Source organism: Arthrobacter sp. BK1 (assembly GCF_056680055.1).
Window position 1 is genome coordinate 4,455,635 of the sequence record NZ_CM155263.1, and the last position, 21,432, is coordinate 4,477,066.

The following is a 21,432-nucleotide window of genomic DNA, read 5'->3' on the forward strand; positions in this document are numbered from 1 at the left end:
CGGCCTCACTGCTGCTGCTCCGACTGGCGGTCGCGCCAGTTGCTCTCAACGGGCCACACGGAGACCCGTTCACGAATGGAGATGGTGGGACGCGGAAGCGTTTCCACCGGCACCTGCGGCGAGTCCGCCAGGACCCAGGTGTCCTTCGAGCCGCCGCCCTGGCTGGAGTTGACGATCAGGGAACCTTCCTTCAGCGCCACCCGGGTCAGGCCGCCGGGCAGGACCCAGACATCGTCGCCGTCGTTCACGGCAAAGGGGCGAAGGTCCACGTGCCGCGGGCCGAACTTGTCCCCGCCCAGGGTAGGCACGGTGGACAACTGCAGCACCGGCTGGGCGATCCAGCCGCGGGGGTCTGCCACCACCCGCTGGCGCAATGCTTCGAGTTCGTCCTTGGATGCATCCGGCCCGATGACCAGGCCCTTGCCGCCGGAGCCGTCCACGGGCTTGACCACCAGTTCGGCGAGGTTGTCCAGGACGTACTCCCGGGCTTCCTTCTCTTCAAGCCGGAAGGTGTCCACGTTCGCAATGACGGGTTCCTCGTTGAGGTAGTACCGGATCAGGTCCGGGACGTAGCTGTAAACGAGTTTGTCGTCGGCTACGCCGTTGCCCACGGCGTTGGCGATGGTCACGCCGCCGGCACGCGCAGCGTTGACCAGGCCGGGGCAGCCGAGCATCGAATCGGAGCGGAACTGCAGGGGATCCAGGAATTCGTCGTCGATCCGTTTGTAGATCACGTCCACGCGCTGTTCGCCGGCCGTGGTGCGCATGTAGACGCGGTTGCCGCGGCAAATGAGGTCGCGGCCTTCAACCAGCTCCACGCCCATCAGGCCGGCCAGCAGGGTGTGTTCGAAGTAGGCGCTGTTGAAGACGCCAGGGGTCAGTACCACCACGGTGGGATCATCGACGCCGGCGGGCGCCGTTTTGCGCAGGGCAGACAGCAGCCGGCGGGGGTATTCCTCAACCGGCCTGATCAGCTGCTGGCCGAACGCTTCGGGCAGGCCTTTGGCCATTGCCCTGCGGTTTTCCAGGACGTAGCTGACGCCGGAGGGAACCCGGACGTTGTCCTCCAGCACGCGGAAGGTTCCGGCGGCGTCGCGGACAACATCGATGCCGGAAATGTGGACCCGGACACCGCCGGCGGGCTCGAAGCCGTGCACCTGGCGGTGGAAGTGGGCGCTGGTGGTCACCAGTTGGCGTGGAATGACGCCGTCCGTTACCACTGCCATCTTGTCGTAGACATCGTTCAGGAAGGCCTCAAGGGCCCGCACCCGCTGTGCCACGCCTTTTTCCAGCACGGTCCACTCATCAGCAGGGATGACGCGGGGAACAATGTCCAGCGGGAACGGCCGCTCCTCCCCCGCGAAGTCGAAAGTCACACCACGGTCCAGGAAGGTCCGGGCCATCGAGTCCGCCCGTGCGCTGACGTCCGCAAGGGAGAGCTTGCCGAGCGCGTCCGCCACCTCCGCGTAGGAGTCGCGGGCCTCCTGGCCGGGGGTGAACATCTCGTCGTAGGCACCGGTGCGCACGGCGGCTACCGAGTAATCCTGGAATAGGTCTGACATCCCTTTAGCCAACCATCTTTTTGTTTCGAAATCATTACCGTCATCCATTGTGGCGTGTTGTAGCGGCGTCGCCGGTTCGTCGAATCCCGGACCCATCCGGCAAAGTAGGTGAGTGCCCAAGGTGGATCAATGCCCGAGATGAGCCGCAGCAGGCTGCTGCCGGGCCTGGTCACTGCCGCTCCCGCCCTGGCCGTGGCCTTCGCTGTGCATACCCTGGTCCCCGCGCTGCCCGCGATGACCGTTGCGGTTGCCCTTGGCCTGCTCGTCGCAAACCTGCCCGGCACAGCGGTGTGGATTGCCGGGCGGGCGCGGCCCGGCCTCGACTTCGCTGGAAAGCACTTCATGCGGGCCGGCATTGTCCTGCTGGGCCTTAAGGTGAGCATCCAGGACATTCTTGGCCTGGGATGGCCGGCCATGCTGCTCATCTGCGGGGTTGTCTTGTCGAGCTTCGGCGGAACATATCTCCTGGTGCGGCTTTTCCGGCTGCCCCGGGACACCGCCCTCCTGGTGGCTACCGGCTTTTCGATCTGCGGGGCGTCCGCCATCGGTGCCATGGCGGCAGTGCGCCGCATCAAGCATGCCGACACCGTGCTGCCGGTGGCGCTGGTGACGCTGTGCGGCACGCTGGCGATCGGGCTGCTGCCGTTGCTCATGCAGCCGCTGCGCCTGGACCCGCTCACGTTCGGCGCCTGGACCGGAGCGTCCGTTCACGACGTCGGCCAGGTGGTGGCCACCGCACAAACTGCCGGCACCGCGGCGCTGGGACTCGCCGTCGTCGTCAAGCTCACGCGTGTCCTGCTGCTGGCACCGGTGGTGGCCGTCGCGGGCCTGCACCACCGTGCCAACAGTTCCGGGCAGCAGTCCCTTCCTCCGGTGGTGCCCCTGTTCGTCCTCGGGTTTGTGGGCATGGTGGTGCTGAGGTCCACGGGCTGGCTGTCAGAGGCATGGCTCGATACGGGCACCGGGTTTCAGGACATTTTTCTGGGAGCGGCGCTGTTCGGACTGGGGTCCGCAGTGCGGGTCCGTACCCTGCTGCACACCGGCGCCCGCGCCCTCTCCGCTGCGCTGGCGGCGTGGCTCCTGATCGCGCTGCTTGGCCTGGCAGCGGCGCTGCTGATGACCGCGTAAGGCCTGCCTGCCGGTGGCGAATCACGGGCCGTGAACGGCCCGCGGCGGCGCGTGATTAGATAGCGGAGTGTCACATGAGAATCTGCAGCGAAGTGAAGCTGCTCACCGTTCAGCCCTGATCACCACCCACAGCTACGATGTGTCCCTGGACGTGCGCCAGGCTGCGGATCCCGGCGTGGCCGGCTACACCAGCCGCAGTGTCATCAACTTCTCCGCCGCCAGGACCGGACCGGGAACGTCCACGTTCCTGGACTTCATTGCCGGCGACGTGCACAGCGTGTTCCTGAACGGCAAGGGCCTGCCGGTGGCCGACGTGGTGGACGGTTCCCGGATCCGGCTGGACAACCTGGAGGCAGAGAACCAGGTCACCGTCACAGGGACCGCGCTCTACAGCCGTTCCGGCGAGGGCATGCACCGTTTCGTGGACCCGGCCGATGGACGGTGCTACCTGTACACGCAGTACGAGCCCGCCGATGCGCGGCGGGTGTTCGCGAACTTCGAGCAGCCCGACCTCAAAGCCGAGTTCACCTTCCATGTCATGGCGCCGTCGGACTGGGAGGTGGCGTCCAACGGGGTTGAGGCCGCCCGGACGCAGCTGACCAGCGACCCCGCCACGAGCCGCTGGGACTTCGCCCCCACCCGGCCCATGTCCACGTACATCACTACCGTACTGGCCGGACCCTACTTCAAGGCCCAGGATCACTGGAGCGGAACGCTCGACGACGGCACAGCGCTGGAGGTGCCGCTGGCGCTCTATTGCCGGGCCTCCATGGCGGAGTCCTTCGACCCTGCCGAGCTGTTCCGCCTCACCAGGAGCGGGCTGGACTTCTTCAACCGCCTTTTCGACTTCCCCTACCCGTGGGGCAAGTACGATCAGGCGTTCGTGCCCGAATACAACCTTGGTGCGATGGAAAACCCTGGCCTGGTCACTTTCACCGAAAGCTACGTGTTCACCTCCCGGGCCACCGACTCGCAGTACCAGGGACGCGCGAACACCCTCATGCACGAGATGGCCCACATGTGGTTTGGCGACCTCGTCACCATGCAGTGGTGGGACGATCTGTGGCTCAAGGAATCGTTTGCCGACTACATGGGCACCCTGGGCGTTGACCGCGCCACGGACTGGGAGACCGCCTGGGTGAATTTCGCGAACAAGCGCAAGGCCTGGGCCTACGTCCAGGACCAGCTGCCGACCACCCACCCCATAGTCGCCGACGTCCCCGACCTTGAGGCCGCGAAGCAGAACTTTGACGGCATCACCTATGCCAAGGGTGCCGCCGTGCTCAAACAGCTGGTGGCCTATGTGGGTTTCGAAGCGTTCATCGCCGGCTCCCGCGAGTACTTCCGGGACCACGCCTACGGCAACACCACCCTCGCGGACCTCCTGAAGGCCCTCAGCGCGGCTTCCGGCCGCGACCTCGCCGCCTGGGCTGCACCCTGGCTGCAGACCTCGGGAATCTCCACGCTGTCCGTGGAAGCGGACACGCACGACGGCGTCCTCGGCGCCGTGGCCATAGTCCAGGAGGCTGTGGACCCCGTCACGGGACGTGAGGAGCTGCGGCCGCACAGGCTGCGCGTAGGCCTGTACAACTTCAATCCACACGGTGCCCTGGTCCGGACCGGAAGCGTGGAAACCGACGTCACCGGTGCACGGACACCCCTGGCCGGGCTCACCGGCCAGCCCCGGCCGGCCCTCCTGCTGCTGAATGACGACGACCTTACCTACGCCAAGGCCCGGCTGGATCCGGCGTCCGAGGCGACAGCGCTGGAATCGTTGGACCGGATCACCGATCCCATGGCCCGGGCGCTGGTCTGGACCGCCCTCTGGAACTCCGCCCGGGATGCCGAAAGCCCGGCGGCACGATACGTGGACGCCGTCCAGTCCTTCGGACCGGCCGAGACCGGGATCGGCGTGCTGCTGAACATCCTCGAAAACGCCGGCACCGCCATCGAACGCTTCACGCCCACGGCCCAGCGGGACACCGTGCGTAGTGGCTTCCTGGCTGCTGTGGACGCGCAGTTGCACTCGGCGGCGCCGGGCTCGGACCACCAGCTTGCGTGGGCGCGGACGCTGGCATCTGTCAGCCGTCAGGACGCCGCGCTCCTCCCCCGGCTCAAGGGACTCCTGGACGGCACGGAACAGGTTGCGGGCCTGGCGGTGGATGCGGAACTGCGCTGGACCCTCTGGCATGCGCTGGCGGCCAACGGCCAGGCAACCCCCGCGGAGCTGGATGCCGAATTGGAACGCGACAGGACGGCCTCCGGCAAGGCCGGGCATGCGACCGCTGCTGCCGCCCGTCCGGACGCCGACGTGAAGGCTGCCGTGTGGGAAGCAGCGGTACTAGGGACGGGGCTTTCGAACCAGATCCTCAGCGCCACGATCGCCGGCTTCACAACGGCACCCGCCGGGCTCCTGGAACCCTACGTTGAGCCGTACTTCGACTGCCTCCGCGACATCTGGGACAACCGGAGCATCGAGATCTCGAGCCGGATTGTCCAAGGACTGTATCCGCACGCCCAGGACCTTTCAGCCGGTATGCGGCCTGAGCAGCAGCCGGTGGTGCTCCGAACTGACGGGTGGCTCGCTCCCAACGCTGACGCGCCCGCGGCCCTTCGGCGGATCGTCGTAGAGCAGCGCAGCCACCTGCTGCGCGAACTCAAGGCCCAAGCCCGGCAGTGAACCCGCCCGCTACGGGATCCGGTTGAGCCACTCCCGGGTGCCGAACTTGGCTCCGACGCGGCGGCGGGCTTCCCCCAACTCTTCGCTGGTCAGTTCGGATGGGGTGGCGGCGTACCGTTCGGTGAAGACCTCCATCATGGCCGCGATGATCTCCGTGCGGGCGAGCCCTGTTTGCCGGCGGAGGGGATCGACGCGCTTCTTGGCGCTGCGGGTCCCTTTGTCCGAGAGCTTCTCCTTGCCGATGCGGAGCACTTCTACCATCTTGTCGGCGTCGATGTCGTAGCTCATGGTGACGTGGTGCAACATGCCTCCGTTGGCCAGGCGCTTCTGCGCGGCGCCGCCGATCTTGCCCTGGTCCGTGGCGATGTCGTTGAGGGGAACATAGAAGGCAGTGATCCCGAGTTTCTCCAGCGCGGCCATCACCCACGCATCCAGGAAGGCGTAGGAGTCCGCGAAACTGATCCCGTCCACCAGCGTCTGCGGCAGGTAGAGCGAGTAGGTGATGCAGTTGCCGGCCTCCATGAACATCGCTCCCCCGCCGCTGATCCGGCGGACCACACTGATGCCGTGCCGGGCAACGCCGTCGGGATCGACCTCATTACGGACGGACTGGAAGCTGCCGATCACCACTGACGGTTCCTCCCAGTCCCAGAACCGCAGCGTCGGGTTGCGGCGGCCTGCTCCCACCTCTTCGGTGAGGACCTCATCCAGAGCCACGTTGACGGCTGTGGGCAGCACCGCGGGCGCGATGATGTTCCAGTGATGGTCCGCCCAGGTTGTCGCCTTGGCGAGGGCGCGCCGCACCGTCACGGCGATGGCGTCGGCCGAAAAGCCGAACAGGGCAGCGCCGGGAGGGAGCGAGGCGGTCACGACCGCCGAGAGATCCGCCGCCGTCGTGGTTTCCGGAAGTCCGGTGAGCGCACGGTTGATGTCCAGGAGCGCCTCGTCCGGTTCCAGGAAGAAGTCCCCGCTGACCGACACGTCCACGAGCACACCATCCTCGACGCCGAGGTCAACCACCACGAGCTTGCCGCCCGGGACCTTGTACTCGCCATGCAGGCGTGCGGCGGTGCGCTCTTCATCCGTGTGTGGCGTGTCAGTCATGCGTTCCATCCTGCCGCACTTTGCGGAGGGTGCGGAAATGTCCGCAACACGCAAAAAGCCCGCACCGTTGCCGGTGCGGGCTTTCCAAAGAACCAGGGGGTGAAGTGAATTACTTCTTGCCGCCGAAGCCCTTGAAGCGAGCGTTGAAGCGCTCGACGCGGCCTGCAGAGTCCATGATGCGCTGCTTGCCCGTGTAGAACGGGTGGGACTCGGAGGAGATTTCGACGTCAATGACCGGGTAGGTGTTTCCGTCTTCCCACTCGATGGTCTTCTTCGAAGACACGGTGGACTTGGTCAGGAACTTGACGCCGGAAGCCAGGTCGTTGAAAACAACAGCTTCGTACTTCGGGTGTGTATCAGACTTCATAATTGGACCTTTGTTCGCACAACTGGATTTTGCCAGCTGCCAGGTATGAATGGGATGGCCGCTGCAGAAGGCGCAGTAGAGCCAGCTGTTAATAATAGCCGATCAACGTGAACCCTGCGAACCACGCGGCCGGAGCTCCCAGAACGCCACTGCAGAGGCGGCTGCCACATTGAGGGAGTCGACGCCGGCGCGCATGGGGATCTTGACGGCCAGGTCGACGGCGGCGAGCGTCGCGGCGCTCATGCCGGCACCTTCGGTGCCAAGCACCAGGGCGAGTTTGCCAGGATTCCGGGCGGCGAGTTCATCGACGTTAACGGCGTCCCCGGTCAGTTCCAGCGCCGCCACAGTGAAGCCCTGACCCTGGAGCACTGACAGGTCCTGCGGCCAGCTTTCCAGCCTCGCCCAGGGAACCTGGAATACCGTTCCCATGCTGACGCGGACGCTGCGGCGGTACAGCGGATCACCGCAGCGCGGCGAGATCAGCACGGCATCAATGTCCAGGGCAGCGGCCGAGCGGAAAATCGCGCCCACATTGGTGTGATCCACAATGTCCTCCAGGACCGCCACCCTGCGGGCACCTGCCAGAAGCTCGTCCAGGGGCAGTGGAGCGGGCCGCTGCATGGCTGCCATTGCCCCGCGGTGGAGGTGGAATCCGGTGATCTCCTCCAGCAGGGCGGCTGTTCCGATGAACGCCGGGACGTCCGGATAGGCGGCCAGGACATCCTGCAGGTCTGCCAGCCATTTTTCCGCGAGGAAGAAGGATCGCGGCTGGTGTCCGGCCGCCAGTGCACGGCGCAGCACGCGGGAGGACTCAGCGATGTACATGCCCTCCGCCGGTTCCCGCAGCTTGCGCAGATGCACATCGGTCAGCTGGGTGTAGTCGGAGACGCGCGGGTCCGCGGCGGATTCGAGGTAGTGGATTGTCACGGGCAGATTATTCCAGCAGGTTGGCGATCATAAAGCCCAGCGCCACCAGTCCCAGAATAAAGATGACGGTGCGCAGCACCGGCGGGGACAGCCGCCGCCCCACCTTCGCACCCAGGAGTCCGCCTACGGTTGAGCTGACGGCGATCAGGAGCACCACCAGCCAGTTGATCCGGTCGAACGCGAAGAGCAGGTACGAGAAGGCTGCTACGAGATTCACGCCCAGAACCAGGATGTTCTTCATGGCGTTGGCGTTCTGGATGGTGCCCGTCAGGAAAATGCCCAGGATGCCCACCAGCAGGATTCCCTGGGCAGCCACGAAGTAGCCCCCGTAGATCCCGGCAAGGTAAACCAGTACCAGCAGCAGGACGCCATGCCTTTTGTCACGCACTGCGTGCTCTGGATTCGCTTCGCGGTCGCGGACCCACGCCTGCAGCCGCGGCTGGAACACCACCATCAGCAGCGCCAGGACCAGCAGGACCGGAGCGACGAAGTGGAACACCGTCTCCGGCAGGTTCAGCAGCAGGAATGCGCCGGTGATGCCGCCCAGGAGCGACGCCGGCAGGAGCCTGAGCAGCTGCCTGCCCCTGCCCTTAAGTTCCCGCCGGTAGCCCCAGGCCCCCGAGGCGCCGCCGGCCACCAGGCCCATGGCGTTACTCATGGTGGCGACGACGGGTGTGAGGCCGAGCGCGAGGAGGACAGGGAAGGTAACGAGGGTGCCGGAGCCGACGACGGCGTTGATGGTTCCGGCCCACAGGCCGGCGAAGAGCACAAAGATACTGCCGAGAAGATCCAAGGTAATGGTTCGGGGTGGCGCTCTAGCGGCGCGCGGCGGCGGTGTACCTGCCGGCGTTTACCGTGACATCAAGGTCAAGCCCGAACGTCTCGCTCAGGTTTGCGGCCGTCAGGACCTCATCGATGGGTCCTGCAGCCACAACGTTTGCCTCCCGCAGCAACATGGCGTGGGTGAAGCCCGGCGGCACTTCTTCGAGGTGGTGGGTGACCAGCACAATGGCCGGGGCGGCTTCGTCCCGGGCGAGCTCGCTGAGGCGGTGGACCAGGTCCTCGCGGCCGCCCAGGTCCAGGCCGGCGCCCGGCTCGTCCAGCAGGAGGAGTTCCGGATCAGTCATCAGGGCCCTGGCAATCTGCACCCGCTTGCGTTCCCCCTCCGAGAGCGAGGCAAAGGGCCGGTTGAGCAGTGGTCCCATGCCCCATTCGTTAAGGAGTGTGAAGGCCCGGCGTTCGTCCGCCTTCTCGTAGCCCTCACGCCAGCGGCCGGTCACGCCATAGGCGGCAGTGACCACAACGTTCAGGACTTTCTCGTGCTCCGGAATCTGGTTCGCCAGGGCAGCTGAGGAGAGTCCGATGCGGGGACGGAGTTCAAACACGTCCACCGCGCCGAGGATTTCCTCCAGGATGCCGGCCATGCCGCTGGTGGGATGCAGCCGGGCAGCAGCAATCTGCAGGAGAGTGGTCTTGCCCGCGCCGTTGGGACCGAGGATTACCCAACGCTCGCCTTCCTTGACCTGCCAATCCACCTTGTTCAGGAGCGTTTTTGCCCCACGGACAACGCTGACGGCGGCCAATTCAAGAACATCACTCATAGGAGTAGACACTAGGACAAAACGGGGGCCGACTGATAACTGATACACCTTTCTGCCCCTCCAGGGCGCCTCCGGTGCGTTTCCTGCAGATGGACGAATTCCGGCGGCACTCCCCCGCTGGCTAAGATTGCAGCCATGACTTCGAACGTGACTGCGGTCAGCTATGGCCTCAAACTGATCCCCGCAGAGCTCGAACAGCTGCGGTCCCTCCTCACCGGACACGGCGCAGCCCTTCAGGCAGAAACCCAGGCCGGAGACGGCCGTTACGACGTCCACACCGCGGACCTGGCCCTGCCGGACACGTCGGCCGCCGGCATCCCTGCACTGCGGCACACCGTAGCCCAGCACCGGCAGGACGGAATCGACACGGCGATTGTCCCCGCCGGATTGCGGAAGGCAACCCGCAAGTTCCTGATCATGGACGTCGACTCAACGCTGATCCAGCAGGAAGTCATCGAACTCCTGGCCGCATACGCGGGCAAGCGGGAAGAGGTTGCCGCTGTCACTGAAGCCGCCATGCGCGGGGAACTGGACTTCGCCCAGAGCCTGCACGCCCGGGTGGCGGTCCTCGCCGGGCTGCCGGCCGACGTCGTCGATTCCGTGCGGGCCGAGGTCAAACTCAGCGAAGGCGCTGCCGAACTGGTGGCAGCGTTCAAGGCCGCAGGCCATGCTGTTGCCGTGGTGTCGGGCGGGTTCAACCAGATCCTGCAGCCGATCGCCGAGAGCCTGGGCCTGGATTACTGGATTGCCAACGAACTGGAGATCGTGGACGGCGCCCTCACCGGCAAAGTGCTCGGCGACGTCATTGACCGTGCCGCCAAGGAAAAGTACCTCCGCGAGTGGGCCGCGGCCGAAGGAATCCCGATGGAACACACCATTGCCGTGGGCGACGGCGCCAACGATCTGGACATGCTCAGCGCTGCCGGGATCGGGGTGGCGTTCAACGCAAAGCCCGCGGTCCGGGCGGTCGCGGACTCGGCCATCAACATGCCCTACCTTGATGCAGTGCGGCACATCGCGGGCGTCTGAACCCACTCGCCGCGCGGGTGGGCCGCGTTAACGCAGGGAAGGCACTCCACGGTGATGTTCACCGTGGAGTGCCTTCCTTGTTGACGGAAGAGTTACTGGGCGCTCTTGCCGAAGTAGTCCGAGCCGCCGGCGTACTCGGTGTGGCCGGACTCGACGTCGGCGGTGGCCATACCGGCCACTACCTCAGCGAACTCCTCCACGGAGTAGAGCTTGCCTGCCTCGGCGCGGCGGGCCTCGATGGCGCCCGGGTTTGACCGGTCCAGCAGCGTTGCCGTTACAGTTCCTTCGATCATGTCGCCGGACACAACCACCAGGGAGATGCCCTTTTCGGCGAGGTTCGGCAGGAGCTCACGCAGGGCGTCCTCGCCGGCGCGCTTGCTGCGGGCCACAGGCTCGTACTCGGGCATGGTGGGCACGGAGTTGATGAAGTGAGCCTGGTGGCTGGTCACGAAGACCACGCGGGAGCCCTCCTTCATCAGCGGCACTGCTGCGTTGAGCATGTTGACCTGCGCGTCACGGTTCAGCTTGAGCGCGTAATCGTCCGCCATGCCTGATTCCATGCCGCCGGAGGCATTGAGGACCAGGACGTCCAGCGAACCGAAGTTCTCCATGGCGGCGCTGGCCAGGGCCTGGACGCCTTCCTGGGTGGTGAGGTCTGCACCGACAGCGACGGCGCGGCCGCCCGCGGCTTCGATTCCTGCCACGACTTTGTTGGCGCGCGGCGCCTTCTGGCGGTAGTTAACCACGACGGCAGCACCCTCGGCAGCGAGGTTCTTGGCCACTTCTGCGCCGATTCCCCGTGAGGATCCGGTGACGATGGCGGTCTTGTTATCCAGCAGTCCCATGTGTACTCCTTTTGTTCGAAACGTCTAAAAGCCTCTAGGTCTGCAGTCCATCATGCCAGCGCTGTACGCGAATTTGCTTGTGTGACCCCCACAAAGAAGCCCGGTCCGGCTAGTGTCCTGTCCGATTCCGGGTATCCGGTAGACGCCCCGCGGCGTAGGCTCGCCCCATGACGAGCCGCCGAAAACCGGCAAGGCCCGGGCCATGACGGGCAGGGCCGGAACCCCGTCCACCCCGGAAGAGCTGTTCAGCAATTCGCGCGAGGGACTTCAGCTCTGCCAGGTTGTCCGGAGCGCCATTCTCAGTGCCGGCCCGGCGGTGGAACGCACCACCACCAGCCAGGTGGCGTTCCGGAACAGGCGCGGCTTCGCCTATGTCTGGAATCCCCGCCAGCACCTGAAAACCGAGGTGCCGGCTGTCCTCTCCATCGCGCTGCCCCGGCGGATCGAATCGGTCCGGTTCAAGGAAGTGGTCCATCCGGCCCGCGGCGTGTGGATGCACCACCTGGAACTTGCCACCGCCGACGACGTCGATGCCGAGGTCATTGAGTGGCTCCGGGAGGCGTTCGAAGCCGCTTCCTGAGGAAGGTCCGTCAGTGGCCCATGCCCAGGCCGCCGTCCACCGGGATGATGGCGCCGGAGATGTAGCCTGCCTCGTCGCTGGCGATCCAGCGGACCACGTTCGCTACTTCCGAAGCCTCGGCGAACCGGTTGGCCGGAATGCTGGCAAGGTAGTCCTTCTGTGTGGCCTCGGGAAGTTCGGCCGTCATGTCAGTGTTGATGAAGCCAGGAGCCACCACGTTGGCGGTGATGCCGCGCGATCCGAGTTCCCGGGTCAGTGACCGTGCGATGCCCACCAGGCCGGCCTTGGATGCGGAGTAGTTGATCTGGCCGGGTGCGCCGTACTGTCCGGAGACGGACGAAATCAGCACCACACGGCCCTTCCGCATCTTGATCATGCCCTTGGAAGCGCGCTTGATGACCCGGAAGGCACCTGTGAGGTTGGTGTCGATGACGGAGGTGAAGTCTTCTTCGCGCATGCGCAGCAGGAGCATGTCCTTGGTGATCCCGGCGTTGGCCACCAGGACCTCCACCGGCCCGTGGGCAGCCTCCACCTCGGTGAATGCCGCATCCACCGAGGCTTCGTCGGTGACATCGGCTTTGACGCCGAGGATTCCGGCAGGCAACCGGGATTCACTGCGGTAGGTCACGGCAACCTTGTCGCCGTTGGCCAGGAAGGCCTCGGCGATGGCCAGCCCGATGCCCCGGTTCCCTCCGGTGATCAGGACGCTGCGGGGGGTCTGGGCTGCTTCAGGCATAAGGGGCTCCGTGATTCTGCGGCAGGTGGCACCGCGATGGAAAACGCAAGGGATTTTTACTGCCTCCGATCTTAGCCTCCGTTTGGGCGGGCCCGCCGATGGTGAGAGAATTGAGGCAAGCCTTGGAGCGTGATCAGACAGCCGTGACCCTTGAAAACCATGCGGGACATTCCGTGCCCGGAGATCCTGAACGGTTCTCCGGCGATTCCGGGGTGCACAGCATCACGGACGCATCCGCAGCCCACTCGGAGGACATGCGCCACCGGATGATGCAGTACTCCCTGGCGATGGGCATCCGCATGGTCTGCCTCATCCTGATCTTTGTGGTGGACGGCTGGTTCAAGCTCCTCATGGTGGCCGGCGCGGTTTTCCTCCCTTGGGTCGCTGTGGTTCTTGCCAACGGGAACGATAAAGCAGAGGGCCACAGCGATTCACTCCTGGACTCCGCCCCGCTCGCGGAACTGGAAAGCACACCCGAGCCTCCTGCCCAGGAGAGCACCGCCTCCACGGTGCTTCAGGGCGAACTGATAGTTGATGATGATGACGACGAACCCACATACGGACAGGAACGGCGCGCTTCATGAACATCTTCGATCTGGCCGGCGGAACAGACAGTGCGGCGCCGGTCATGGGTGCCACCTGCTCCCGGAAGGCCTGCCGCTCGGATGCGTCCTGGCAGTTGCTGTGGAACAATCCCAAGATCCACACTCCCGAGCGCCGTAAGATCTGGCTTGCCTGTGACGACCACCGCGATTGGCTGGAAGATTACCTCCAGACCCGCGGCCTGTGGAAGGACACTGTGGCTATGGACCGGGGCCAGGAAGCCGGCCGGATCAACAGCGGGCAGGACAGCTGAATGTACCGTTTCCTGTTTTCCAGCAAATGGCTCGCCTACCTGCTGCTGGCCGCCATTTTCGCCGCCGCCTGCGTTTTCCTCGGGCGTTGGCAAATGGACCGCCGTGCCGAGACCCTCGCAGAAATCAACCGGGTGGTCACCAACTACTCTGCTGCCCCGATCCCCTTCGAGCAGGTCCGGGATGAGTTCTCCGAACTGGACCCAGCCAAGGAATGGACCCAGGTTGAACTCCGGGGAAGCTATGACGTCGCCGGTCAACGAATCGTCCGCAACCGTCCCTTGAACGGGCAGCCCGGCTACGAAGTGGTTGTCCCATTCACCCTTGAGACCGGCGAGACCGTCGTGGTTGACCGGGGCTGGCTCCCCATCGGCAACAAAAACCCAGGCAGCCCGGACTCAATTCCGGCGCCCCCTGACGGCACCGTGATCGCCGTCGTCCGGCTCAAGCACGGTGAGCCCCAATTGGACCGGGGTGCCCCCGCGGGCCAGCTCGCGTCCATCGACCTGCCCACCTACGCGGCCGGACTGGGCTATCCCGTCCTCACGGGTGCCTACGGGCAGCTCGCTTCCGAGACGCCGGCCGCAGCCCAGATGCCGTTCCCGTTCCCGAAGCCGGCCACGGAAGAAGGGACGCACCTGTCCTACTCGCTGCAGTGGTTTGCGTTTGGTGTACTGATGTTCGTCGGTTTCGGTTACGCCGCACGGCAGCAGGCGCGGAACGCTGCGATCGACGCCGAAGATGAAGAAGGGGACGAGGTCAGTTCCGGCAGCGCCGTTCACTCTGCGGCCGCAGCGGCCCGCCGTCGTCCGCCGGTTGCCCGCAAGCGGAAACACGCCACAGCCGAAGAAGAGGAAGACGCCCTCCTCGACGCCCAGGGGTACTGACCGGTGGGCAGTCCGGATAAGGCCGCACCGGTGGCCAATGTGAAACGCGCCCTGACCGCTTCCGGTGTCCAGGACACCGTAAAAGTATTCACCACAAAAGTCCCGACGGCGGCTGCCGCGGCTGCCGCCCTGGGTTGCGACGTTGCGGCCATCACCAACAGCCTGGTGTTCGAACTTGATGGTGCCCCGCTGCTGATCCTCGCGAGCGGCGCAGCAAAGGTGGACACCGAACTCGTGGCCGCCCATTTGCGGACCGGGAAGATTCGCCGGGCCACCCCCACTTTCGTGCTGCACCACACCGGCCAGGAAGTGGGCGGAGTGGCACCCCTGGGCCACCCCCACAGGATCAGGACGCTCCTGGACAAGTCCCTCGCAGCGCACCAACTCCTGTGGGCAGGAGCCGGAGACCACAACTCGATGTTCAGCATCACCTACAAAGACCTGCTCAGAATCACGGACGCAGAGGAACTGACCGTCCGCTAGCTCTGCCCAGGGTGCGGGGACCGCCAGCGCAGCGACGCGGTGGATTTGCGTAGCGTGCGTCTCAGCGAGGAACGAGCGAGCACGCGGCAACTCGAGCGCGGTGCGGAGCGGAAGGCGACCCCGAGTCGGCGCAAGCCAACAAGCGGTACGAGGCCTAAGCCAGCGTGATCAGGTCCAGGTAGTCTTCGTTCCACAGGTCCTCGACACCGTCCGGCAGCAGGACAACGCGCTCAGGGTTCAGGGCTTCGACGGCCCCTTCGTCGTGGCTGACCAGGACGACGGCGCCGGAGTAGTTCCTGAGCGCGCCGAGGATTTCGGCGCGGCTGGCCGGGTCCAGGTTGTTGGTGGGCTCATCGAGGAGGAGCACGTTGGCGCTGGAGGCCACGATGGTGGCCAGGGCCAGGCGGGTCTTCTCGCCGCCGGAGAGTACGCCGGCAGGCTTGTCGACGTCGTCACCGGAGAACAGGAAAGAACCGAGAATGCCGCGGACTTCGGAATCCTGCATGTCCGGAGCGGAGGAGCGCATGTTTTCGAGGACAGTGCGGTCCACGTCGAGGGTGTCGTGCTCCTGGGCGTAGTAGCCGACCTTGAGGCCGTGCCCGGCAATAACGTCACCGGTGTCCGGCTTGTCCACTCCGGCAAGCATCCGCAGGAGGGTGGTTTTGCCGGCGCCGTTGAGGCCAAGGATGACCACCTTGGATCCGCGGTCGATGGCGAGATCGACGTCCGTGAAGATCTCCAGCGAGCCGTACGACTTGCTGAGGCCCTCGGCGGTGAGCGGGGTCTTGCCGCAGGGCGACGGGTCCGGGAACCGGAGGGCTGCCACGCGGTCGTTCTCGCGGACTGCTTCGAGGCCGCTGAGCAGGCGCTCGGCACGCTTGGCCATGTTCTGCGCGGCGACGGCCTTGGTGGCCTTGGCGCGCATCTTGTTGGCCTGGTCAAACAGGACCTGGGCCTTCTTCTCGGCGTTGGCACGTTCACGCTTGCGGGCGCGCTCGTCGGTTTCGCGCTGGAGCAGGTAGCGCTTCCAGTCCATGTTGTAGAAGTCGATCTGGGCGCGGTTGGCGTCCAGCAGGAAGACCTTGTTGACGGTGGCTTCGAGGAGCTCGGTATCGTGGCTGATCACAATCAGCCCGCCCTGGTGGTTCTTGAGGAAGTCCCGAAGCCAGGCGATCGAGTCGGCATCAAGGTGGTTCGTGGGCTCATCGAGCAGCATGGTCTCGGCGTCCGAGTAAAGGATCCGGGCCAGCTCAACACGGCGGCGCTGGCCACCGGAGAGGGTCTTGAGCGGCTGGTTCAGGATGCGGTCCGGCAGCGCAAGGTTGGAGCAGATCGCGGCTGCTTCGGCTTCCGCTGCGTAACCGCCGGCAGCCAGGAATTCGGATTCCAGGCGGTCGTAACGGTTCATCGCCTTGCGCTGGACATCTGCGTCCTCGCTGGCCATCTCATCGTGGGCCAGCCGGAGCTTTCCGACGGCGATGTCGAGGCCACGGGCGGCCAGGATGCGGTCACGGGCGAGCTGCTCCATGTCCGGGGTGCGCGGATCCTGGGGAAGGTATCCGATCTCACCCGTGCGCGTCACTTTTCCGGCGGCCGGCAGGCCTTCGCCGGCGAGAACCCGTGTCAGGGTGGTCTTACCTGCACCGTTGCGGCCCACAAGCCCGATCTTGTCTCCCTTGTCGATGCGGAAACTCACCTGGTCCATAAGGAGCCGGGCACCGGCGCGCAGTTCAAGATCCTGGACAGTAATCACAGCAGGTAAGGCCTTTCACAACAGGGAACGCCACAGCTCAACAGATGTCCTCTGGAAGAAGCGGGCAGATTGGCCGGACAGAGCGGCCTCGTCCAGTCTACCGGCCCTATCCCCGCCCAATAACCGCCGCGATGGCCGCACTCCTTTGTATCGAGCAATCAATGCCTGGCCGCCCGTTTAGTAGACCCTCTACAACATGGGTCCCGACGGGGGCCGGTAACGTCAGGATCACCCCAAGCTTCGTTTGTTCATCCACGACAGGACCACCCCATGAGCCAGACTGACACCGACGTCAACAGCACCACCTCCCGTGAACGTTCCCGCTGGAACGCGACCGACCTCGGCCTGATCGCCGTGTTCGCCGCCCTGGTTGTGGGCTCTGCGCTGGTGCCCGGCATTGCGGCCAACGTGTTCGGCATACCCATTACATTCCAGACCCTCGCCGTGATGCTCACCGGCCTGATGCTGGGCCCGGCCCGGGGTTTCGCCGCAGTAGGCCTGTACACACTGCTGGGGCTTGCCGGCCTGCCCATCTTCAGCCAGGGGCGCAGCGGCCTGGGCATCCTGGCCGGCCCGTCGGCCGGTTACATCATCGCTTTCCCGATCGCCGCCGCAGTGGTCGGCTGGCTCGCCGTCGTGGTCATCCGGCGCACCACACGGGCCCGCGCCCTGTGGTTCTTCGCCGCTGCCACGGTGACCAGCATCGTGGTGGTGCACACCCTCGGTGTCATCGGGATTGCCGTCAACACCAAGTCAGAGCTCGCCCAGGCGTTCCTGGCGGACCTCGTCTTCTACCCCGGCGACGTGATCAAGAACATCCTCGCCGCTGTGATCGCCGTTGCACTTCACCGGGCATTTCCGGATGTTCTGGTACGCCGGGCGAAGCGGATCAAGCGCTAAGCAGCCATGGCGACCATCTCCTTCAGGGGCACGTCGGTGGCCGTCGTCGTCGACAGCCACCCCGAACCCAAGACCCTGCTCCAGGACGTCAGCCTTGAGCTGACCGAGCAGCGAGTCGGCGTGATCGGCGCGAACGGGTCCGGCAAGTCCACCCTGCTGCGGATGATCAACGGCCTGGTCCAGCCCACGTCCGGCACGGTGCTGGTGGACGGCGCCGATACTGTCGGCGCCGTCCGGGCGGTGCGCCGCCAGGTGGGCTTCGTCTTCACCGATCCCCTTTCGCAGCTCGTGATGCCGACAGGCCGCGAGGACGTTGAACTGTCGCTCCGGCGCTCCGTCCGCAACGGCCAGGAACGCCGTCGGCTTGCCGAGGCTTCACTGGACCGGTTCGGTCTGCTCCCCCTCGCAGACCAGAGCATCTACGAACTTTCCGGCGGGGAGCGCCAGCTGATGGCCCTCGCTGCCGTCCTCGCGGTGAATCCGTCTGTGCTGGTCCTGGACGAACCGTCGACCCTCCTGGACCTGCGCAACCGGGAGCTCCTGCGCCGCACCCTCTCGGGACTGGACCAGCAGGTCATCATGTCCACCCATGACCTGGACCTGGCGTTGGACATGGACCGCGTGCTGGTCATTGAGGCGGGCAGGGTGATATTCGACGGCGGCCCGGCAGCAGCCGTCGACGCCTACCGGGCAGTGGCCACTCAAGGACTGGCGACGCCGTGAGGGGACACGGTTTCCTGCTGGCCAACTACGTACCGGGAAATTCGGTCATCCACCGGACGCCCCTTGGCCTGAAGTTCCTGCTGGTGGTGGGATGCGGCCTGGCATCGTTCCTGGTTGTCGACTGGCTGGCATCGGCGGCGGTCCTGGCGGCCATGTGCGGACTCTACCTGCTCACGGGTGCCGGGCCGCGCAGGCTTTTCGGGGCCATCCGGCCGCTGCTGTATGTCCTGCCGGTCATCGGCCTGTTCCAGTGGTGGCAGCTCGGCGGTCCCACGGCGGCCCGGATCGTCCTGAACATCCTTGTCTGCATTGTTGCGGCGTCCCTGCTGACCGCGACCACCCCCATGCAGCGGCTGCTGGATGGTGTGGTGTCACTGGCCAGGCCGTTCCGCCGCTTCGGCGCCGACCCGGAGCGTTTCGCCTTGACCATTGCGATCATGCTCCGAAGCATCCCCTACATCGCCGGCGCCTTCGCGGACGTCCGCGACTCCGCCCGGGCACGGGGACTGGAACGGAACCCGCGCGCGCTGGTCCTGCCCGTCTTCATCACCACCGTGGCGTTCGCGCGCCAAACAGGTGAAGCGTTGGCCGCACGGGGTCTGGGTGAGGCGGAGGACTGACTGACCTTCGCCCCATCGACAGGTGACTTCCCGGTGCCAAGGCGGCTCTCAAGCGTCGGGTCGTCGCCGCTCGATCCGTTCGTAACGCAACAGCGCAGCCGTCCCCATGCCGCCGGCAATGCTGATCAGGGCCAGCGCCATGACGCCGTCGACCCCGCCCCGCCGGGCCTGGGCCAGCAGCCGGGTCACCAGCACAGCCCCTGACGCGCCGTAGGCGTGACCCAGGGCCAGTGCACCGCCGTCCAGGTTGACCCTTTCCGGCTCAATTCCGAGGTAATCCAGGCATGCGAGGGCCTGCGACGCGAAGGCCTCATTGAATTCCACCAGGCCCACACCGGCCACGGACTGACCTGCGGCCGCCAGCAGGCGCTCGGCAGCAACGGCGGCACCGATGCCCAGCAGCCGTGGCTCCACGCCCGCGGTGTCCGTCGCCAGGACCAGCAGTCCGTCCGCCGCGCCCAGCTCGCGGGCCCTCTCCAGCGAAGTAATCACGACGGCGGACGCGGCATCCGCGTCAAAGCACGAGTTCCCGGCGGTGACAGTCCCACCCTCGACGAAGGCGGGCGGGAACCGTGCCAGGATGTTGGAATTGAGTCCAGGGCGCGGACCGTCGTCGGCGCTGATGCTTCCCGCCGGGGTTTCCACCTGCGTGATTTCGGCGTCGAACAATCCGGCTTTGCCCGCCGCGACGGCACGTTGGTGGCTTCCGAGCGAAAAGGCGTCCTGCCGGTCCCTGCTGATCTCAAAGCGGGCTGCCACGTTCTCGGCGGCCACACCCATGTCAGGGTCCCCAAAGCTGTGCGGCACAAACTGCGCGCGGGGGAAAAAGTCAGGTTCGCCGTCGTCGTTCCGGTGGGCGCGCAACGGGGCGGTGCTGATGCTTTCCACTCCCCCGGCGAGATAGATCGGGCTGCCGCCGGCGGCCACCAGCCGGGCTGCCAGGGCAATGGCATCCAGTCCTGAACCGCATTGCCGGTCCACGGTCAGGCCCGGCACGCTGACCGGAAGCCCGGCGTCCAACAGGGAAAGGCGGGCAACATTACCGCCGCCACCCACAGCATTGCCAATCACCACGTCCGTGATGGCTTCGGCCGGAACGTTGCTCTCAGCGAGCAGTTGCGCCAGGACCGGTGCCAGCAGCTGGTGGGCACGCAGGTCTTTCAGCGCGCCTTTCGCGCGGCGGATTGCCGTGCGCCGGGCCGCGATGATCACCGGCTGCCGGCCGGGCGGCAGCTGGTCAGCGTTCAAGGTGCCGTGCCCTCTGGTCACGTGAGCCAATCCACTCCAGCAGCATGTTCCGGCTGACTTTGCCGCGGTCGGTGGTGGGAAGTTCGGACAGGGCAAAGTATTGGTGGGGGCGTTTGTCGCGGGGCAGGATGCTTTCGAGCCCGGCCTTGAGCTGGGTCGCTGTGATTCCGCCGTGTGACGGGACCACTCCGGCAACAACACGCTGGCCGCGCAGATCGTCCGCCATCCCGGCAGCCACAGCTGCAGCGACGCCCGGAATTGAGGCCAGGGCCAGCTCCACCTCGTGCGGATAGACGTTTTTACCCGATGTCAGGATCATGTCCGAGCGCCTGCCCAGGATGTGCAGTTCCCCGTCGGCGAGGTAGCCCTGGTCTCCCACGGTGAACCAGCCGTCGAAGGACCGAAGCGCCTGGCCGTCGTCACCCCACAGGTAGCCGTTGCTGACCATGCCGCTGCGGACGCAGATGTTGCCGGCCTCGCCGGCGGTCAGTTCAGAGCCGTCGTCGTCAAGGATCCTGACCTCGACGCCGGGGAACGGATGTCCGATCCCGGTGCCGCCGGCGTCCAAGGGCTCTCCGGCCTCAAGGCCGGCGCCGGAGACAAAACTGAGTTCGGAGGCTCCGTAGTATTCGAAGATGGTGGCGTTCGGAGCCCAGCGCCGTGCGGCTTCGAGGGTGCGTGCATCGAGCTTGGAGCCGGCGCAGATTATTGTTTTCACTCCGGAGGCGTCCACGCAGCCGGTCAGCCCACGCTCGCTGAGCAGCCGCAGCATGGTGGGTACCAGCACCAGCCGGGTGACGCCGTCGTGCGTGATGGCGGCGTGGACATCACCGACGTCGAAACTTTCCAGGGTCTGGAACTCGGAGCCGGCGTACAGGCACTCTGCGAGGGCATAGAGGTTCAGGCTCGATACCAGCGGGCCCGGCGCAAGGGTGACGTCGTCCTGGCGGAGGCCGAAGAATTCCATGGATGCCTCGAAGGAACGCTGCCAGGATTTCCGGGACCGGGTAAAGGCCTTCGGCACAGACGTGGTTCCGGAAGTCAGACCGATCAGGAATGTCGAGTCCGGCGGCCCGTCAGCCAGCGGATCATCTCCGGCCACCGGAAAAGGCTGCGCCGATTCTTCCAGCCGCTGCACAATTTCCTCATGCAGCGCCGTGGGCCAGGCGGGGTCCAGGACTGCGCACTGGCGTCCGCCGGCTACGGCAGCGGCGAACCGGACCGGGAAGTCAATGGAGTTTGTTTCCGCCAGGACTGTGACGCCGGCCGAAGCGGGCACGGCAGCTGTGGCGGCGTCGCGGAGGTCAGCCCAGCTGAGCCGCCGGCCAGCCACCACAACGGCGGTGTTGTCGGGGCGTTCGTTGGCCCAACGCTGGATCTTATCGAGAAAAGGCATCGTCCCAAC

The 21,432-nt window shown here is 65.8% G+C and carries 22 protein-coding genes; 11 read left to right on the top strand and 11 right to left on the bottom strand.

What is annotated here, in order from left to right; all coding sequences use genetic code 11:
* Positions 1-5 precede the first annotated feature (5 nt).
* Positions 6-1,562 carry a circularly permuted type 2 ATP-grasp protein gene (locus tag AC1MCA_RS20445; RefSeq protein WP_479800168.1) on the bottom strand — a complete coding sequence of 519 codons (1,557 nt, stop codon included), beginning with the start codon at positions 1,560-1,562 and terminating at the stop codon, positions 6-8.
* A 129-nt stretch (positions 1,563-1,691) separates the two neighbouring features.
* Between AC1MCA_RS20445 and AC1MCA_RS20450 the strand changes: the two genes are divergently transcribed.
* Both AC1MCA_RS20450 and pepN read left to right on the top strand, forming a co-directional pair.
* Complete coding sequence (locus AC1MCA_RS20450) at positions 1,692-2,690, top strand: YeiH family protein (RefSeq protein WP_479800169.1); 999 nt, start codon at positions 1,692-1,694, stop codon at positions 2,688-2,690.
* A gap of 67 nt (positions 2,691-2,757) precedes the next feature.
* Complete coding sequence (gene pepN / locus AC1MCA_RS20455) at positions 2,758-5,370, top strand: aminopeptidase N (RefSeq protein WP_479800170.1); 2,613 nt, start codon at positions 2,758-2,760, stop codon at positions 5,368-5,370.
* Between the two features lie 9 nt (positions 5,371-5,379).
* Here pepN and lplAB read toward each other — a convergent pair whose 3' ends face one another.
* The 5 genes from lplAB to AC1MCA_RS20480 all read right to left on the bottom strand — a co-directional run bounded on the left by lplAB (position 5,380) and on the right by AC1MCA_RS20480 (position 9,369).
* Positions 5,380-6,474 (bottom strand): lipoate-protein ligase LplAB, encoded by a 1,095-nt coding sequence (gene lplAB / locus AC1MCA_RS20460; RefSeq protein WP_479800171.1) that lies wholly within the window; start codon positions 6,472-6,474, stop codon positions 5,380-5,382.
* Positions 6,475-6,583: 109 nt separating this feature from the next.
* Positions 6,584-6,841, bottom strand: coding sequence for a type B 50S ribosomal protein L31 (locus tag AC1MCA_RS20465; RefSeq protein WP_024365679.1), 258 nt, complete (start codon positions 6,839-6,841; stop codon positions 6,584-6,586).
* Between the two features lie 102 nt (positions 6,842-6,943).
* Positions 6,944-7,768 carry a TrmH family RNA methyltransferase gene (locus tag AC1MCA_RS20470; protein ID WP_479800172.1) on the bottom strand — a complete coding sequence of 275 codons (825 nt, stop codon included), beginning with the start codon at positions 7,766-7,768 and terminating at the stop codon, positions 6,944-6,946.
* A gap of 7 nt (positions 7,769-7,775) precedes the next feature.
* Entirely contained in the window at positions 7,776-8,561 is a 786-nt protein-coding gene (locus AC1MCA_RS20475) for a sulfite exporter TauE/SafE family protein (RefSeq protein WP_479800173.1), read from the bottom strand.
* Positions 8,562-8,583: 22 nt separating this feature from the next.
* Positions 8,584-9,369 (bottom strand): ABC transporter ATP-binding protein, encoded by a 786-nt coding sequence (locus tag AC1MCA_RS20480; RefSeq protein ID WP_479800174.1) that lies wholly within the window; start codon positions 9,367-9,369, stop codon positions 8,584-8,586.
* A 135-nt stretch (positions 9,370-9,504) separates the two neighbouring features.
* Between AC1MCA_RS20480 and serB the strand changes: the two genes are divergently transcribed.
* On the top strand, positions 9,505-10,398 hold the full coding sequence (gene serB / locus AC1MCA_RS20485; protein WP_479800175.1) for a phosphoserine phosphatase SerB: 894 nt from the start codon (positions 9,505-9,507) through the stop codon (positions 10,396-10,398).
* 92 nt (positions 10,399-10,490) lie between these two features.
* Here serB and AC1MCA_RS20490 read toward each other — a convergent pair whose 3' ends face one another.
* Complete coding sequence (locus tag AC1MCA_RS20490; RefSeq protein WP_479800176.1) at positions 10,491-11,243, bottom strand: SDR family oxidoreductase; 753 nt, start codon at positions 11,241-11,243, stop codon at positions 10,491-10,493.
* A 202-nt stretch (positions 11,244-11,445) separates the two neighbouring features.
* Here AC1MCA_RS20490 and AC1MCA_RS20495 point away from each other — a divergent pair, with 202 nt between their 5' ends.
* Positions 11,446-11,823: a DUF5655 domain-containing protein gene (locus AC1MCA_RS20495; RefSeq protein ID WP_479800177.1), complete on the top strand. Its 378-nt coding sequence runs from the start codon at positions 11,446-11,448 to the stop codon at positions 11,821-11,823.
* 10 nt (positions 11,824-11,833) lie between these two features.
* On the opposite strand, the gene fabG is transcribed toward AC1MCA_RS20495, so the two are convergent.
* The gene (gene fabG / locus AC1MCA_RS20500; protein ID WP_108599558.1) at positions 11,834-12,559 is read right to left on the bottom strand and encodes a 3-oxoacyl-ACP reductase FabG; all 726 of its coding nucleotides are present in this window, start codon (positions 12,557-12,559) and stop codon (positions 11,834-11,836) included.
* Between the two features lie 143 nt (positions 12,560-12,702).
* Here fabG and AC1MCA_RS20505 point away from each other — a divergent pair, with 143 nt between their 5' ends.
* The 4 genes from AC1MCA_RS20505 to AC1MCA_RS20520 are packed head-to-tail and all read left to right on the top strand — an operon-like array spanning position 12,703 to position 14,783.
* Positions 12,703-13,143 carry a DUF3099 domain-containing protein gene (locus tag AC1MCA_RS20505; RefSeq protein WP_181365191.1) on the top strand — a complete coding sequence of 147 codons (441 nt, stop codon included), beginning with the start codon at positions 12,703-12,705 and terminating at the stop codon, positions 13,141-13,143.
* Complete coding sequence (locus AC1MCA_RS20510) at positions 13,140-13,415, top strand: hypothetical protein (protein ID WP_479800178.1); 276 nt, start codon at positions 13,140-13,142, stop codon at positions 13,413-13,415. The genes AC1MCA_RS20505 and AC1MCA_RS20510 overlap by 4 nt, the downstream gene beginning before the upstream one ends.
* Complete coding sequence (locus AC1MCA_RS20515) at positions 13,416-14,300, top strand: SURF1 family cytochrome oxidase biogenesis protein (protein WP_479800179.1); 885 nt, start codon at positions 13,416-13,418, stop codon at positions 14,298-14,300.
* 30 nt (positions 14,301-14,330) lie between these two features.
* Positions 14,331-14,783 (top strand): YbaK/EbsC family protein, encoded by a 453-nt coding sequence (locus tag AC1MCA_RS20520; RefSeq protein WP_479800180.1) that lies wholly within the window; start codon positions 14,331-14,333, stop codon positions 14,781-14,783.
* A gap of 154 nt (positions 14,784-14,937) precedes the next feature.
* Here the strand turns inward: AC1MCA_RS20520 and AC1MCA_RS20525 are convergent, their stop codons facing one another.
* Positions 14,938-16,536: an ABC-F family ATP-binding cassette domain-containing protein gene (locus tag AC1MCA_RS20525; protein WP_108599562.1), complete on the bottom strand. Its 1,599-nt coding sequence runs from the start codon at positions 16,534-16,536 to the stop codon at positions 14,938-14,940.
* 270 nt (positions 16,537-16,806) lie between these two features.
* Here AC1MCA_RS20525 and AC1MCA_RS20530 point away from each other — a divergent pair, with 270 nt between their 5' ends.
* From AC1MCA_RS20530 to AC1MCA_RS20540, 3 genes are read left to right on the top strand one after another with little or no spacing between them, the layout of a single operon-like run.
* Positions 16,807-17,436 carry a biotin transporter BioY gene (locus tag AC1MCA_RS20530; RefSeq protein ID WP_479800181.1) on the top strand — a complete coding sequence of 210 codons (630 nt, stop codon included), beginning with the start codon at positions 16,807-16,809 and terminating at the stop codon, positions 17,434-17,436.
* 6 nt (positions 17,437-17,442) lie between these two features.
* Complete coding sequence (locus AC1MCA_RS20535; protein ID WP_479800182.1) at positions 17,443-18,159, top strand: energy-coupling factor ABC transporter ATP-binding protein; 717 nt, start codon at positions 17,443-17,445, stop codon at positions 18,157-18,159.
* The gene (locus tag AC1MCA_RS20540) at positions 18,156-18,779 is read left to right on the top strand and encodes an energy-coupling factor transporter transmembrane component T family protein (RefSeq protein ID WP_479800183.1); all 624 of its coding nucleotides are present in this window, start codon (positions 18,156-18,158) and stop codon (positions 18,777-18,779) included. Before AC1MCA_RS20535 ends, AC1MCA_RS20540 begins: the two co-directional genes overlap by 4 nt.
* 48 nt (positions 18,780-18,827) lie before the next feature.
* Here the strand turns inward: AC1MCA_RS20540 and AC1MCA_RS20545 are convergent, their stop codons facing one another.
* A complete protein-coding gene (locus tag AC1MCA_RS20545) occupies positions 18,828-20,027 on the bottom strand; it encodes a thiolase family protein (RefSeq protein WP_479800184.1) in 1,200 nt (399 codons plus the stop codon).
* Positions 20,017-21,423 carry a class I adenylate-forming enzyme family protein gene (locus tag AC1MCA_RS20550; protein WP_479800185.1) on the bottom strand — a complete coding sequence of 469 codons (1,407 nt, stop codon included), beginning with the start codon at positions 21,421-21,423 and terminating at the stop codon, positions 20,017-20,019. Before AC1MCA_RS20550 ends, AC1MCA_RS20545 begins: the two co-directional genes overlap by 11 nt.
* Between the last annotated feature and the right edge of the window lie 9 nt (positions 21,424-21,432).